At 66.8% G+C, this 15,061-nt stretch carries 13 protein-coding genes; 8 read left to right on the top strand and 5 right to left on the bottom strand.

Annotated elements, in window-relative coordinates:
• Positions 1-31: 31 nt before the first annotated feature.
• The 3 genes from EF294_RS01070 to mptB all read right to left on the bottom strand — a co-directional run bounded on the left by EF294_RS01070 (position 32) and on the right by mptB (position 3,754).
• Positions 32-850, bottom strand: coding sequence for an ABC transporter permease (locus tag EF294_RS01070; protein WP_123925166.1), 819 nt, complete (start codon positions 848-850; stop codon positions 32-34).
• Positions 847-1,821, bottom strand: coding sequence for an ABC transporter ATP-binding protein (locus tag EF294_RS01075; RefSeq protein WP_185090910.1), 975 nt, complete (start codon positions 1,819-1,821; stop codon positions 847-849). The genes EF294_RS01070 and EF294_RS01075 overlap by 4 nt, the downstream gene beginning before the upstream one ends.
• Before the next feature lie 118 nt (positions 1,822-1,939).
• On the bottom strand, positions 1,940-3,754 hold the full coding sequence (mptB, locus tag EF294_RS01080; protein ID WP_123925168.1) for a polyprenol phosphomannose-dependent alpha 1,6 mannosyltransferase MptB: 1,815 nt from the start codon (positions 3,752-3,754) through the stop codon (positions 1,940-1,942).
• 142 nt (positions 3,755-3,896) lie between these two features.
• Between mptB and EF294_RS01085 the strand changes: the two genes are divergently transcribed.
• The 7 genes from EF294_RS01085 to EF294_RS01115 all read left to right on the top strand — a co-directional run bounded on the left by EF294_RS01085 (position 3,897) and on the right by EF294_RS01115 (position 10,407).
• On the top strand, positions 3,897-4,709 hold the full coding sequence (locus tag EF294_RS01085; RefSeq protein WP_246007620.1) for a helix-turn-helix transcriptional regulator: 813 nt from the start codon (positions 3,897-3,899) through the stop codon (positions 4,707-4,709).
• Entirely contained in the window at positions 4,706-6,175 is a 1,470-nt protein-coding gene (gene sufB, locus EF294_RS01090; RefSeq protein WP_123925170.1) for a Fe-S cluster assembly protein SufB, read from the top strand. The genes EF294_RS01085 and sufB overlap by 4 nt, the downstream gene beginning before the upstream one ends.
• Positions 6,175-7,347, top strand: coding sequence for a Fe-S cluster assembly protein SufD (gene sufD, locus EF294_RS01095; RefSeq protein WP_123925171.1), 1,173 nt, complete (start codon positions 6,175-6,177; stop codon positions 7,345-7,347). Before sufB ends, sufD begins: the two co-directional genes overlap by 1 nt.
• A gap of 73 nt (positions 7,348-7,420) precedes the next feature.
• Positions 7,421-8,194, top strand: coding sequence for a Fe-S cluster assembly ATPase SufC (gene sufC / locus EF294_RS01100; RefSeq protein ID WP_123925172.1), 774 nt, complete (start codon positions 7,421-7,423; stop codon positions 8,192-8,194).
• Between the two features lie 37 nt (positions 8,195-8,231).
• Positions 8,232-9,539 (top strand): cysteine desulfurase, encoded by a 1,308-nt coding sequence (locus EF294_RS01105; RefSeq protein ID WP_123925173.1) that lies wholly within the window; start codon positions 8,232-8,234, stop codon positions 9,537-9,539.
• Entirely contained in the window at positions 9,539-10,021 is a 483-nt protein-coding gene (gene sufU / locus EF294_RS01110) for a Fe-S cluster assembly sulfur transfer protein SufU (RefSeq protein ID WP_123925174.1), read from the top strand. The genes EF294_RS01105 and sufU overlap by 1 nt, the downstream gene beginning before the upstream one ends.
• Positions 10,018-10,407, top strand: a complete 390-nt coding sequence (locus EF294_RS01115) for a metal-sulfur cluster assembly factor (protein WP_123925175.1) — start codon at positions 10,018-10,020, stop codon at positions 10,405-10,407. Before sufU ends, EF294_RS01115 begins: the two co-directional genes overlap by 4 nt.
• A 554-nt stretch (positions 10,408-10,961) precedes the next feature.
• On the opposite strand, the gene EF294_RS01125 is transcribed toward EF294_RS01115, so the two are convergent.
• Together EF294_RS01125 and EF294_RS01130 are read right to left on the bottom strand one after the other, a co-directional pair.
• Positions 10,962-12,113 (bottom strand): lycopene cyclase family protein, encoded by a 1,152-nt coding sequence (locus EF294_RS01125; protein WP_123925176.1) that lies wholly within the window; start codon positions 12,111-12,113, stop codon positions 10,962-10,964.
• A 48-nt stretch (positions 12,114-12,161) separates the two neighbouring features.
• On the bottom strand, positions 12,162-12,950 hold the full coding sequence (locus tag EF294_RS01130; RefSeq protein ID WP_123925177.1) for an SDR family oxidoreductase: 789 nt from the start codon (positions 12,948-12,950) through the stop codon (positions 12,162-12,164).
• A 440-nt stretch (positions 12,951-13,390) separates the two neighbouring features.
• On the opposite strand from EF294_RS01130, the gene EF294_RS01135 reads away from it, so the two are divergent.
• The gene (locus EF294_RS01135; protein ID WP_123925178.1) at positions 13,391-15,019 is read left to right on the top strand and encodes an ABC-F family ATP-binding cassette domain-containing protein; all 1,629 of its coding nucleotides are present in this window, start codon (positions 13,391-13,393) and stop codon (positions 15,017-15,019) included.
• Positions 15,020-15,061: the final 42 nt, after the last annotated feature.

Consider the following 15,061-nt stretch of genomic DNA (forward strand, 5'->3'; position numbering starts at 1 on the left):
GCTCTCGGGGGAGTGGGCAGGTGGGGCGATCTCACTCGAATCGGAACCACCTGACCGCGAGGGCGCCGGTGACCGCCGCCCATGCCAGCAGAACCACCATGCCGACGACGTCGGCACTGCCGTGCGTGGCCTGCTCAAGGGCTTCGGTGAGCGCACCGGAAGGTACACATCGGGCCACCCACCACACGGCGTCGGGGATCGGTGACCGCATGACGACGACGCTGCCGATGCCGACCATCGCGAACCACAGCAGATTTGCGAGTGCGAGCACGATCTCGGCCTTCAGTGTTCCGCCCAGCAGGAGGCCCAGCGCCGAGAAGACGGCGGTGCCCAGGGCGATCACGAGCGCACCGATCGCGAGGCCGCCGAGACCGGGACGCCAGCCGAAACCGGCGCCGATGGCACCGATGATCACCGATTGCAACACGACCACGGCCACCACCGCCAGTGACTTGCCGGCGATGATGCCCCACCGTGGAATCGGCGTTGCCCCAAGACGTTTGAGTGCTCCATAGCGACGGTCGAAGCCGACGGCGATGGCTTGCCCGGTAAATGCCGTCGACATCACCGCGACCGTCATGATCGCCGGGACGAAGGTCGCCGCGCGTTCGGCCGTACTCGATCCGAGGTCGGTGTCGAGGGGTAGCAGGCACAACCCGATCAACAGGGTGATCGGGATGAACATGGTGAGCAGGAGTTGTTCACCGTTGCGCAGCAGCAACCGCAGTTCGAGTCGGGTCTGCGCCGCGAGCATCGCCACGAGCGGCGCCGCCCCGCCACGTGGGGTGAAGGTGCCCGGCGGGAAACGCACCGGGCCCGCGGTCGATCCCACGGTTGTCGGATCGGTCATCGCAACGCCCTGCCGGTCAGATCCAGGAATACGTCTTCGAGGCTGCGTGTCTCCACGCGCAGATCGGTCGCGAGCACATTGATCTTGGCGCACCACGCGGTGACCGTCGCCAATACCTGTGGGGTCATCGACCCGACGACCAGATAGCTGCCGGGCGCGGTCTCCGAGCACACATACCCCTCGGGCAGCGCCAGCATCAGCAACGCCAGGTCCAGTCCGCGCGGAGCGCTGAACCGCAGTTCGTTCTCGGCACCACGGCTGGTGAGATCGGCGGGCGTACCGGCCGCGACCACCCGACCGCTGTCGATGATGACGACGTGATCGGCGAGGTGCTCGGCTTCGTCCATCAGGTGGGTTGTCAGCAGCACCGACACCCCGTCGCCGCGCAGGCGGTCGATGATCTCCCACACGACGAGCCTGGCGTGCGCGTCGAGACCTGCGGTCGGCTCGTCGAGGAACACCAGTTCGGGGCGCCCGACGATGGCGCACGCCAACGACAACCGCTGCTGTTGGCCACCGGAGAGGCGGCGAAACGGTGTGCGGGCGGCATCGCGCAGACCCAGCGCGTCGAGCAGCCAGTCCGGGTCGATCGGGTCGGCGCAATACGACGCGCACAGCCGTAGCATCTCCTCGGCGCGCGCGCCGGGGTAGGCGCCGCCACCCTGCAGCATCACCCCGACGCGCCGGCGTAGTTGATCGTTGTCGTGCCGGGGATCGAGGCCGAGCACGGTGACCGTTCCCGCGTCGGGGCTCAAGAAGCCCTCACAGATCTCGACCGTGGTGGTCTTGCCCGCGCCGTTGGGGCCGAGGAGCGCGAGGATCGACCCTGCGGGGAGTTCCAGATCGAGACCGTCGACCGCGGTCCGGTCGCCGAAGCGTTTGACCAGTCCGCAGACCTGAAGGGCGGGGGCGTCGACGCCGATGACGGTCCGCGCTTCGGGGGACGGGCCGTCGAGGTGACGGTCCGTCATCGGATCGTCGCTCGACGGCGAGGAGGTCGCGCTGCGCACACTGGTCAGACTATGCCTTCGTGCGCACAGGTAAAAAACCGTCGACCCCGTGCACTCGCATTGGCGTGAACGCCGTCGATCACGCCGCGGTGTCGGTGTGTTCGGGGGTCGGGTGCTTCGACCAGCGCCGTCGCGGACGCCACCGCGGCCAGTTCTCGAAGAACAGTGCCGTCATCACCGCGACCATGATCACACCGGCAAGCAACCCCTGGGCGAGGACCACGCCGCTGGTGTTGGAGCTGGTGGGCATGACGACGATCGCGATGATGGCCGAGACGGTGATGGTCGCGATCCGGAACCACGGCCGGGTTGCCCAGGCCGCGAGTGGGATGACCGCCCAGAGTAGATACCAGGCCTGGACGAAGGGGAAGAAGACGACAACCGTCGCCATCGACACACCCAACGCTCCCAGCGGGTGCAGGCGTCCGGCCAACGTCGCGAGCATCCAGCGGACGACGAAAACCGCGGCGATGAACTGGCCCAGCGGCCGGACCACGTCGAGGATCGCCTGGGTTTGGTCACCGAGACCGAGGAAGACCCCGACCCGCCCGGCAGACACCGACAGCAATGTCGGCATCGACATCCACGACCGGACGACAGCGCCGGTGGACAACGTCGAGGTCCAACCGAAGCCGAGGCCGGTGCCCGCGCAGATGACCACCATCACCACCGCGAGCACGGCGCCGAGCAGGCTCGCGGAAGCAGCCAACGCCCACACCGTGGTGCGTGACCTCGCCCACCACTGACGAATCGGTGCCCCACGCAGCGCGGGCAGGCATGCACCCCACCGTTGGGCCAACGCGATCCCCACGAACCCGAGCGCGAGGACCGAGGTGAACTTCACCAGCGAACTGGTCGCGATCACCGCCGCGCCTGCGAGTAACAACCACCCGGCGCCGGTCGGACGCCACGATCCCGGGGTCCGCAGTCGCTGCGCACCGTAGATCGCGCGGAAGCACAACTCGATGCCGACCAGCATGAGCCCGAGCATGAGCGCCTCGTTGTGGATGCCACCCACCAGATGCAGGATGACCAGCGGGTTCATCGCACCCAACCACAATGCGGCCACTGGCGAGACCCCGCACCGCCGGGCCAGCCGTGGCAGCGCCCACACGATCAACGCCAGTCCGACCAACGCCACCAAGCGGTGCAGGAAGATGGCGGCGGTGATGTTGTCGCCGGTCACCGCGGTGATGCCCTTGCCGATCCAGATGAAGAACGGACCGTAAGGTGCCGGTGTGTCACGCCACAGGTTGGGTACCGATCTGGTCAGGACGTTGCCCACCCCGAGTCCATGCAGCGGGCTGACCGTATAGGGGTCCATCCCGCGATAGGCGATCGCCGATTGCGCGAGATACGAGTAGATGTCCTTGCTGAGCAGGGGAGGCGCGACGATGATCGGCGCGATCCACAGCAGCAGGGTGCGATCGGCTTGCTGTCGGGTCATCCGACGCGCCGGACTGCGGCCGCGGAGGACCTCGACGCTCAAGCGCCCGACCGCGAACCGCCCGATCAGCAGCCATGCGACGACCAGCATGATGGTGCCGCCGATCGACAGCGTCAGCGCAGTGCTCCACATCCGCGACGGCAGCGACAGCACACGCATGCCGGCAACCGGGTTCTGGAGCACCGGGATCTGCCCGGTGCCCAATGACCCGACGAGCATCAGGATGGTTCCGGTGGCGCCGAACAATTTGATGCGCAACACACGGCGGTTCTCGGCGGCGTCGAGGGGACCGACCTCGTGTTCCGGGCCGTGCAATTTGGCCACTGTAATGCCGTAGTCGCCACGACGATCGGGATCGCGCCGGATCCGCCGCGCGGGTGTGCTGACCCCGATGTAGTCCAGGGTTCGGCGCAGTACCGAGGCCGCTGACGCGGGTGATTGCGACACACGATGACTGTAGTGGGTGACCGCACCCCCGCCGACGAGGTGGCGGCCGCGATCTCGTCGGGCGCGGCAAGTGAGGTCGGGGCTAAGGGCACCCTTGCTGGCACGAGGGAATCAATTACGTCACACTCGTGTTGTGAAAACCATGCGCGGTGATGTTGTGCGGGGCGATACCATGCCCGACGCCGCCCCTCATGGTGTCCACGCCGATGGGCAGACGCGGGCTGCGGTCATCTCCCTGCTCGTGGAGGACGGCCCGCTGACGGCAGGGGAGATCGCCGACCGGCTCGGGATCAGCGCCGCCGGAATCCGCCGTCATCTCGATGCGCTGACCGCGGCGGGTGATGTCGAAGAAGCATCCCCGGCGTTCGGCCAACGAGGGGGTCGGGGACGGCCGGCGAAGTGGTTCCAGCTGACGGCGGTCGGCCGCGGCAAGCTGCGTCACGCCTACGACGATCTTGCCGGTGCGGCGATGCGCAAGCTGCGTGATCTCGGCGGCTCCGATGCGGTTGCGGACTTTGCCCGGGAGCGGGTGGAGCGCATCGTCGACGGCATCGACCCCGTCGCTGACCCGTCCACGGTCGCCGGAACCGTCACCGAGATCGCCGAGGCGCTGACCAGTGCCGGCTATTCGGCGAACACCCGGCAGGTCGGTGCGGGAATGCAAATTTGCCAGCACCACTGCCCGGTGGCGCATGTGGCCACCGAGTTCCCCGAGTTGTGTGAGGCGGAGACTGCGGTATTCACCGAGCTGCTCGGCACGCACGTCCAGCGACTGGCGACCATCGCCAACGGTGATTGCGCGTGCACCACCCATGTTCCGCTCCTGCATCCAGATCCACCCCCGAATGCCAGCGAACAGCCGGATTCCGAAGAACGCCAGCACAGTACGACCCCGACGAGTGATGCACAGCCCGCATCCGCTCGACACCCCCAGAGTCGAAAGGCTTCGCGATGACAGTCACCGATCCCGCGGTCACCACCGCCAGCGAGTCCGCCCCGGTCGGCAAGGCGGCGCTCACGCAGGAAGAGACCATCGCGTCGTTGGGTACGTATGGCTACGGCTGGGCCGACTCCGACGTCGCGGGCGCCAGCGCCCAGCGCGGTCTGTCGCCTGCGGTCGTCGCCGACATCTCGGGAAAGAAGTCCGAGCCGCAGTGGATGCTCGATCAGCGTCTCAAGGCGCTGAAGATCTTCGATCGCAAGCCGATGCCGCACTGGGGTGCCGAACTCGACGGCATCGACTTCGACAACATCAAATACTTCGTGCGTTCGACCGAGAAGCAGGCCACCTCGTGGGAGGAACTGCCAGAGGACATCAAGAACACCTACGACAAGCTCGGTATCCCCGAGGCGGAGAAGCAGCGGCTCGTCGCCGGTGTGGCCGCGCAGTACGAGTCCGAGGTGGTCTATCACCAGATCCGCGAGGATCTCGAGGCGCAGGGCGTCATCTTCCTCGACACCGACACCGGCCTCAGGGAGCATCCGGAGATCTTCCAAGAGTACTTCGGGTCGGTCATCCCGGCGGGCGACAACAAGTTCTCCGCGCTGAACACCGCGGTGTGGTCGGGCGGCTCGTTCATCTATGTACCGCCGGGTGTGCACGTCGACATTCCGCTGCAGGCATACTTCCGGATCAACACCGAGAACATGGGGCAGTTCGAGCGGACGTTGATCATCGTCGACGAGGGTGCGTACGTGCACTACGTCGAGGGGTGCACCGCGCCGATCTACAAGACCGACTCGCTGCACTCTGCAGTCGTCGAGATCATCGTCAAGAAGGGTGGTCGCTGCCGCTACACGACCATCCAGAACTGGTCGAACAACGTCTACAACCTGGTCACCAAGCGCGCCAAGGCCGAGGCCGGCGCCACCATGGAGTGGATCGACGGCAACATCGGGTCCAAGGTGACAATGAAGTACCCGGCCGTGTGGCTCACCGGTGAGCACGCCAAGGGTGAGGTGCTCTCGGTGGCGTTTGCCGGCGAGGGACAGCATCAGGACACCGGCTCCAAAATGGTGCATCTCGCACCCCACACCTCGAGCAACATCGTTTCCAAGTCGGTCGCGCGGGGCGGTGGCCGCGCCTCCTACCGCGGTCTGATCAAGATCAACAACGGCGCACACGGCAGCCGGTCTACGGTGAAATGCGATGCGTTGCTTGTCGATACCATTTCGCGCAGCGACACCTACCCGTATGTCGACATCCGCGAGGACGACGTCACCATGGGCCACGAGGCCACCGTGTCGAAGGTCAGCGACGATCAGCTGTTCTACCTGATGAGTCGCGGACTGACCGAGGACGAGGCGATGGCGATGGTGGTCCGCGGCTTCGTCGAGCCGATCGCCAAGGAACTCCCGATGGAGTACGCGCTCGAACTCAACCGTCTCATCGAACTTCAGATGGAAGGAGCCGTCGGCTGATGGCCGATCCGACATTGCCGGTAATGTCCGCCGGACCGGTCAACAAAGGCGAGCAGTTCACGTCGTTCGACGTCAATGCTTTCGAGGTACCCAGCCCGCGCGAGGAGGCATGGCGGTTCACCCCGTTCCGTCGGCTCCGCGGCCTGCATGACGGCACCGCCGAACGCACCTCGGAGGCGACTGTAACGGTCCGCGGAGCGGGTGACGGGGTCACCGTCGACACCGTCGGGCGCGCCGACGAACGCCTTGGCGCGGGTGGCGTTCCCTTCGATCGCATTGCTGCGCAAGCATATTCGTCGTTCACCCAGGCAACCGTGGTGACCGTCGGGCGAGAGGTCGAGCTCGGTGAGCCGGTCACCATCGAGGTCACCGGACCAGGCGAGAGCCAGACGGCGTTCGGGCATCTGCAGATTCGGCTCGAACCGTTCGCGCGTGCCGTCGTCGTCCTCGATCAGAAGGGGGGCGGAACGTACGCGGAGAATGTCGAGTTCGTCGTCGGCGACTCTGCTGCACTGACCGTCGTCAACGTTCATGACTGGGCGCACGACGCCGTGCATGTGGCCGCCCACCACCTACGGGTGGGACGTGACGCCACGGTTCGCCACTTTGCGATCAGCCTGGGCGGCAACCTCGTTCGCCTGTCCCCGGTGGTGCACTACGACGCGCCCGGCGGCGACGTCGAGTTGTGGGGTCTGTACTTCGCCGACGCCGGCCAGCACCTCGAACAGCGTCTGCTCGTCGATCACAGCCAGCCCAACTGCCGTTCCCATGTGGTGTACAAGGGCGCGCTGCAAGGGGATGCGACCGATCGGGCGCGGGAGGCGCACACGGTGTGGATCGGCGACGTGCTGATTCGCCCCGAGGCCGAGGGCACCGACACCTTCGAGTTGAACCGCAATCTGGTGCTCACCGACGGCGCGCGCGCCGACTCGGTACCGAACTTGGAGATCGAGACCGGAGAGATCGTTGGCGCCGGACACGCAAGTGCCACCGGCCGATTCGATGACGAGCAACTGTTCTATCTGCAGGCCCGCGGCATTCCCGAGGACCAGGCCCGACGGCTGGTCATCCGCGGATTCTTCGGCGAGATCATCGCCAAGATCGCGGTTCCCGAGCTCCGTGAACGACTCGAAGCGGCTATCGAGGCCGAACTCGAGATCGCCGGCGCCTGACCCGCCGACGCAGAAGCCTCGCACCGGACACTCAGCCCACACGCACCCACAGACACCCAACAAGGAATCAATCGTGAGCACACTGGAAATCCGTGACCTGCACGTCGACGTCGCCCAGAGCGATTCCGACGCCGAACCCATCCACATCCTCAAGGGTGTCGATCTGACCGTCAGTTCGGGTGAGACGCACGCGATCATGGGACCCAACGGATCCGGAAAGTCGACGCTGTCCTACGCCATCGCCGGGCACCCGAAGTACCAGGTGACCCAGGGTTCGATCGCCCTCGATGGCGAGGATGTCCTGCAGATGAGCGTCGACGAACGCGCGCGCGCCGGACTGTTCCTGGCGATGCAATACCCGGTCGAGGTGCCCGGCGTGTCGATGTCGAACTTCCTGCGGACCGCGGTGACCGCGGTGCGCGGTGAGGCCCCCAAGCTGCGCCACTGGGTCAAGGAGACGAAGGAGGCGATGACCGCCCTGGACATCGATCCGTCCTTCTCCGAACGCAGTGTCAACGAGGGCTTCTCCGGTGGCGAGAAGAAGCGCCATGAGATCCTTCAACTCGACCTGCTCAAGCCGAAGTTCGCGATCCTCGACGAGACCGACTCCGGCCTGGATGTCGACGCGTTGCGCGTGGTCAGCGAAGGCGTGAACCGTTACAAGGAGTCCGAGAACGGCGGTATCCTGCTGATCACGCACTACACCCGAATCCTGCGCTACATCACGCCCGATCACGTCCACGTGTTCGTCGGGGGACGCATCGTCGAGTCCGCGGGCCCGGAACTCGCCGACGAACTCGAGGACAACGGCTATGTCCGTTTCACCTCGGCGGCTGCGAGCCGCTGACCCGGTGCACGACGCCGGGTCTGTGAAAGGAGCACTCGTGACTCTCTCCGCAGACGCCGTCGAGACCGGGACCACCGGCCTCGACATCGCCGCGGTGCGTGCGGATTTCCCCATCCTGGCGCGCAACGTCCGCGACGACAAACCGCTGGTGTACCTCGACTCCGGGGCCACCTCGCAACGGCCACTGCAGGTTCTCGACGCCGAGCGTGAGTTCCTGACGACCCGCAACGCCGCGGTCCACCGCGGTGCGCACCAGCTCGCCGAGGAGGCGACCGACGCCTACGAGGCGGCACGGGAGACCATTGCCGGTTTCGTTGGCGCCGCACCCGACGAGATCGTGTTCACCAAGAACGCCACCGAGGCACTGAATCTGGTGACCTACACCCTCGGCGACGACCGCAGCGCAGCGATCCTGGGTGGCCGCGCACTCGGTGAGGGTGACACCGTCGTCGTCACCGAGCTCGAACACCACGCGAATCTCGTTCCCTGGCAAGAACTCTGCCGACGCACCGGTGCCACCCTGAAGTGGTACGGGGTCACCGGCGGGGATTCTGCCGATGCGGGCCGGATCGATCTGGACTCACTGGACCTCGACGAGACCGTCAAGGTGGTGGCGTTCACCCATCAGTCCAACGTGACCGGTGCGGTCGCCGACGTCGCCGAACTGGTGCGCCGGGCGCGTGCGGTCGGCGCGTTGGTGGTCCTCGACGCCTGCCAGTCGGTGCCGCACATGCCGGTCGACTTCACCGCACTCGACGTCGATTTCGCGGCCTTCTCCGGGCACAAGATGTTCGGACCGTCCGGTGTCGGTGTGCTCTACGGCAAGCAGGCGCTGTTGAATGCGCTGCCGCCCTTCCTGACCGGTGGTTCGATGATCGAGACCGTGTCGATGGAGGTGTCGACGTACGCGCCCGCACCGCAACGGTTCGAGGCCGGGGTACCGATGACCTCACAGGTCGTCGGACTCGGCGCGGCGGTCGACTATCTCCGGGGGCTGGGCATGAACGCCGTTGCCGCGCACGAACACTCACTGGTCGAGCGGGCGCTGTCGCAACTCGGCGAGATCGGTGGCCTACGCATCCTCGGCCCAACCACCACCACCGACCGCGGGGGAGCGGTGTCGTTCGTCGTCGACGGAATCCACGCCCACGATCTCGGGCAGATCCTCGACGACGAGGGAGTAGCAATCCGTGTCGGTCACCACTGCGCGTGGCCGCTGCACAAGCGCTTCGGTGTGGCGGCAACCGCACGCGCGTCGTTCGCGGCATACAACACCCTCGACGAGGTCGACGCGCTCGTCGCAGCGATTCGCAAGGCGCAGAACTTCTTCGGGGTGAACAGCTGATGCGCATGGAGCAGATGTATCAGGACGTGATCCTCGATCACTACAAACATCCGCACGGCCGTGGTCTGCGCGAGCCGTTCGGCGCCGAGGTCGCCCACGTCAACCCGACATGCGGGGACGAGGTGACCTTGCGGGTCGCTCTGAGCGACGACGGCACCACCGTCGCCGATGTCTCCTACGACGGACAGGGCTGTTCGATCTCCCAGGCCTCGACGTCGGTGCTCTACGACCAGATAGTCGGGCTGCAGGTGGACCAGGCGCTGGCCACCGTCGACTCGTTCTCCTCGATGATGACCTCGCGTGGCAAGGACGACGGCGATGAGGACGTCATCGGCGACGGCATTGCCTTTGCCGGGGTGAGCAAGTACCCGGCGCGGGTCAAGTGCGCCCTCCTGGGATGGCTGGCGTTCAAGGACGCATTGGCACGATCGGTCGAGGTACTGGAATCGCAGCCAGCATCACAAGGAGCGGAGTCAGCATGAGCATCAATCCCGACGCGGCTGATGTCGAGATCACAGCCGGTGACCCGGCGCCGACCGGCCCGAGTACGTCGCTGCCGCAATTCGACGACGTCGAAGAGGCCATGCGCGATGTCGTCGACCCCGAATTGGGGATCAACGTCGTCGATCTCGGACTCGTCTACGGCATCGAGATCACCGACGACGCCGTCGCGAAACTGGACATGACGCTGACGTCGGCGGCGTGTCCGCTCACCGATGTGATCGAGGATCAGACCCGCGGGGCGCTGGTCAACAGCGGATTGTGCACCGAGGTCGAGATCAACTGGGTCTGGCTGCCGCCGTGGGGCCCGGACAAGATCACCGACGACGGCCGCGAGCAACTGCGCGCCCTCGGGTTCACCGTCTAGGGTGTGTCTCCCAATTCCCTGTGCGGGTCTTGGCGGCCCGATTGCGCCCTGGCCGCGTTGTCGTCGGTCACGATAGCTGCCGCTATCGCTTCCTCCTCCGTTTTGCCGGAACGCAATCGTTCGCGCCAATCCCTCGCAGAAGAATTGGGAGAGACACCCTAGCGGCCGGTGCCCGGACCGGACGGCGATGAGTCCGCATCCACCGAACCCGAGGGACACTTTCGACGGGTACGGCGGTGGCGTCCGCTGCGTCGCGCTGGGCAAAGTGTTCGGTGACGCACTTGGCCTGGCGATGCCACCAGTTGACGAGACCGCGTTGCGCTGTTTCGGGGGTGCGCGGTGTCAGTGGCGCTCTGTACACGCCGCCCGGTCGGTCCTTCTTCGACGGCCTCGACGAACATGCGCTCCTCGCGCGGGCGCGCACTGTGGCCACTGGGTTGTTCGACCGGCTGGCGCCGACCACGCCGACCATCACGGCTAGCATTCTTGGGCGTCCTGACACGCCCGACGAACGGGGAACCGAGGACTCGCGAGAACCAGGACGGTCACGCCAATCAGATGCGGCCGGTCATCGTTCGTCGTACGAGGGTGGTACGGGTGGGCTGATCGAGTGCCGCGAAGACCCGGCGCATCGCGGTAAGGGTGCCCCGAAGGTCGGCGCGTTCGCTCAGATAGCTGCGCTGTGACTCGATCGGCAACGCGAGAAATGCGTCGAAGAACCGGACGGTTTGCACGGGGTCGAGACCCAGCAGCACCGCGGCCCCGCGCAGGCGCAGACGCCACACCTGCTGTGCACGCCACGGCCACAACACTGCCGAGGCGTCTTCGTCGTCGGCGACCGCCCGTGCTGCGGTGTCGGCCCACCGCAGCGCGGTCGCCACGCCGTATCCGGTGGTCGGATTCATGAATCCGCCTGCGGCGCCGAACCGCAGCGGCTCGAGCCGCCACGGGGTGGGTGAGGAGATGAGCACCGGGAACGACACCCGCTCGCGGTGGCGTGCGCGGTCGCCGGTGATGCCGTGGCCGGCCAGCCGGATGGTGAGGCGGTCGGCGAGTTCGGCGACCGGAAGGGCAGGGCGGCCGATCAGACAGGTCTCCTCGAGGAGGATCGCGTCGTCGCCGACGGGTACGGCATAGAGGAACGACGGCGCAGCACCGCGGGGGCACCACGGCGAACCGTGTCGTGGCGCTCGCCAGTCCATGAGGACCGCCTCGGCGCCGTCGAGGACTGGCGCCGCCTCCTCGCGACCGAGCACGATTCCGAACGCCGTCTGGCGCGGGGCCGCCCGGGCCGACGGGCCGTCGGCTGCCGCGCCGCGACAATCGAATACCGTCCCGGCGCGATGGACGGTTCCCTCGTCGGTGATGACCCGATCTGGGGCGACGTGCCGCGCCCGGGCCTCGACGACGTTGACACCGTCGAGGTGCAGGCGGCGTTGCAGCCCGACCGTGTCGAAGACGCTGTAGCCGCGTGGGATGTGACGCCGGTGGACCGCATGGGCGGCCACCGACGCCGTCCGTGCGGCGATCACCGAGTCGTCGAGCCATGCCGGCACCTCGTCGGTCCACGCCGCATATGTCGCGGTCCAGCGTCGTTCGATGCGCGAATCGATCAGCGTCACCGGCACGCCGTGATGGGCGAGCCGATGGGCCAGGGCGCGGCCGGAAGGTCCGGCACCGACCACGATCGCCGCTTGGCCGCTCACCCCAGCCCGCCTCGCCCAAGCACTCTCACACCCGTGCCCGTGCAGCGTTCACACGGTGCCGGTGGCCATGAGGCCACCGTCGATCCGCAGGGTCTCGCCGGTGATCCACGACGAGCCGTCGCCGGCCAGGAACGCCGCCGCGGCGGCGATGTCCTCGGTTTCCCCGAGACGACCGAGTGGGTACCGTGCGACCGCCTTGGCCTCGTTGTCGCCGCTGATGAGCACGTCGGCGAACTTGGTCCGGACGATGGCGGGGGCGATGGCGTTGACCCGGATGCCCGCGGGTCCGAGTTCCCAGGCGAGTTCCTCGGTCAACCTGATCAGCGCCGCCTTGGACGCGCCGTAAGCGGCGATCACGCCGGTCGACCGCAGTCCGGCCACCGACGCCACGTTGATCACCGAGCCTCCGTGCTCGGCCATACCTGCTCGGTAGGCCTCCTGGACGAACCCCAACGCGGCGACCACGTTGGTGTCGAACGTCTTTCGGACGGCGTCGAGATCCGCGTCCATCAGCGGCCCTGCGGTCGGGGCGATCCCGGTGTTGTTGACCAGGATGTGGATCCCGCCGTTCGACACTGCCACGGCCACGGCCTCCGCCCGGTGTGCGGCGTCCCCGGTGTTGCCGGGCGCCGTGGTAACCCGCGAGTTGGGGACCACGGTGCGAATCTGTGCCGCGGCGGCCTCGAGGGCATCGGGCTTGCGGCCGGTGATGACGACGGCGGCTCCGCGACGGGCGAGTTCGGTGGCGATCCCCAATCCGATACCCCGGCTGGAGCCGGTGACGAGAGCGGAACGACCGGTGAGGTCGGGTGCGGGCAATGAAGTGGTGTCGGTCACAGGTGTCACCCTATCTATTTCTCGTCCGTCAGGTTCGCCCCCGGTTCCTGAGCGTATCGGTGTCGCCGGTAGCCACCACAAGTCGATCGGTGGCGGTCTGCAGCGATGCGATGACCGCATCGATCGCGCGTGTCAGCAGCGCCTTGCGGTCGTCGGTGTAGCAGCAGATCAAGACGCAGATGCCGCCATCGTGCGGGTGCGGATCATGCGGGTGCGGTTACCGGGTGTACTCCCTCGAAGTCGGTTGGGTCGGGCTCGCGGGTTCCGTGCCGCGGAGTGCCGGCGGTTCTAAGGGTAGCCTAATTTCGTGAGCTAGGACTGACCGCCACGCTCCAATCGGCCGGCGCAGGTCGTCGCCGCGTTCCTCGCCTCGCATCGCTGACGTCGACGAATGCCGGCGATGCGGCTTTGGTGTCGCTCGGCGATTAGACTGAACCGTCGTGATCACTGCGACCGACCTCGAAGTCCGAGCGGGCGCCCGGACTCTGCTGTCAGCGCCCGGCTCGGCGCTGCGCATCCAACCCGGTGACCGCATCGGGCTGGTCGGACGCAACGGCGCGGGCAAGACGACGACGCTGCGCATCCTGGCCGGGGAGACCGAGCCCTATGCCGGAACCGTCGTGCGCAGTGGCGAGATCGGGTACCTGCCGCAGGACCCCAAGGAGGGTGACCTCGAGGTACTTGCCCGCGATCGGGTGCTTTCGGCGCGCGGGCTCGATTCGATCATGCGTCAGATGGAAAAGCAGCAAGCGTTGATGGCCGAGGCGGCAGACGACAAGGTGCGCGACAAGGCGGTCGCGAAATACGGGCAGCTCGAGGAGCGATTCTCCGCACTCGGCGGTTACGTCGCCGAGTCCGAGGCGGCGCGGATCTGCCATTCGCTCGGACTGCCCGACCGTGTGCTCGGTCAGCCGTTGCGCACCCTGTCCGGCGGCCAGCGACGACGAATCGAGCTGGCGCGTATCCTGTTCGCCGCTTCCGACGGTGCGGGTAAGTCGGACACGACGCTGCTGCTCGACGAGCCGACCAACCACCTCGACGCCGACTCGATCACCTGGTTGCGGGGATTCCTGCAGAACCACGAGGGTGGACTCGTCGTCATCAGCCACGACGTCGAGTTGCTCGCCGACGTGGTGAACCGGGTCTGGTTCCTCGATGCGGTGCGTGGTGAGGCCGACGTCTACAACATGGAGTGGAAGCGCTACCTCGACGCGCGTGCCACCGACGAGCAGCGGCGCAAACGCGAACGTGCGAACGCCGAGAAGAAGGCGTCGGCGCTGCGCACACAGGCCGCCAAACTCGGAGCGAAGGCCACCAAGGCCACCGCAGCGCAGAACATGCTCAAACGCGCCGACCGCATGCTCGACTCCCTCGAGGAGGAGCGGGTGGCCGACAGGACCGCAAAGATCCGTTTCCCGGATCCCGCCACCTGTGGCAAGACGCCGTTGATGGCGTCGGGATTGACCAAGAACTACGGCTCCTTGGAGATCTTCACCGGGGTGGATCTCGCGATCGACAAAGGCAGCCGCGTGGTAATCCTCGGTCTCAATGGAGCCGGTAAGACCACCTTGCTCAAACTGCTCGCCGGGGTCGAGACACCCGATCGGGGTTCGCTGGAACCCGGATACGGGCTCAAGATCGGCTACTTCGCACAGGAACACGACACCCTCGACGACGGGGCGTCGGTGTGGGAGAACATCCGGCACGCCGCCCCGGATGCCGGTGAACAGGACCTTCGCGGCCTGCTCGGTGCGTTCATGTTCTCCGGTGCGCAGCTCGATCAGCCTGCGGGCACGCTGTCCGGCGGTGAAAAGACTCGCCTGACACTGGCCGGTTTGGTGTCCTCGGCGGCCAACGTGTTGCTCCTTGACGAGCCCACCAACAACCTCGACCCGATCTCGCGGGAACAGGTCCTCGACGCCCTGCGCAGCTATAGCGGGGCTGTCGTCCTGGTGACCCACGACCCCGGCGCCGCCGCCGCGCTCGACCCGCAGCGCGTGATCCTGCTACCCGACGGCACCGAGGACCACTGGTCCGAGGAATATCAGGAACTCATCGAACTCGCCTGAGACCGGCCGGGGTCACCCCGACCGATCCCAGACGAACGATTA

It is taken from the genome of Gordonia oryzae (genome assembly GCF_003797185.1).
GTDB classification, from domain to species: domain Bacteria; phylum Actinomycetota; class Actinomycetes; order Mycobacteriales; family Mycobacteriaceae; genus Gordonia; species Gordonia oryzae.

Bases quoted from the DNA above. Each gene is read 5' to 3' on its own strand.
- EF294_RS01070 (WP_123925166.1), bottom strand. From the start codon at position 850: ATGACCGATCCGACAACCGTGGGATCGACCGCGGGCCCGGTGCGTTTC.
- EF294_RS01075 (WP_185090910.1), bottom strand. From the start codon at position 1,821: ATGACGGACCGTCACCTCGACGGCCCGTCCCCCGAAGCGCGGACCGTC.
- EF294_RS01085 (WP_246007620.1), top strand. From the start codon at position 3,897: ATGCGCGGTGATGTTGTGCGGGGCGATACCATGCCCGACGCCGCCCCT.
- sufB (WP_123925170.1), top strand. From the start codon at position 4,706: ATGACAGTCACCGATCCCGCGGTCACCACCGCCAGCGAGTCCGCCCCG.
- sufD (WP_123925171.1), top strand. From the start codon at position 6,175: ATGGCCGATCCGACATTGCCGGTAATGTCCGCCGGACCGGTCAACAAA.
- sufU (WP_123925174.1), top strand. From the start codon at position 9,539: ATGCGCATGGAGCAGATGTATCAGGACGTGATCCTCGATCACTACAAA.
- EF294_RS01115 (WP_123925175.1), top strand. From the start codon at position 10,018: ATGAGCATCAATCCCGACGCGGCTGATGTCGAGATCACAGCCGGTGAC.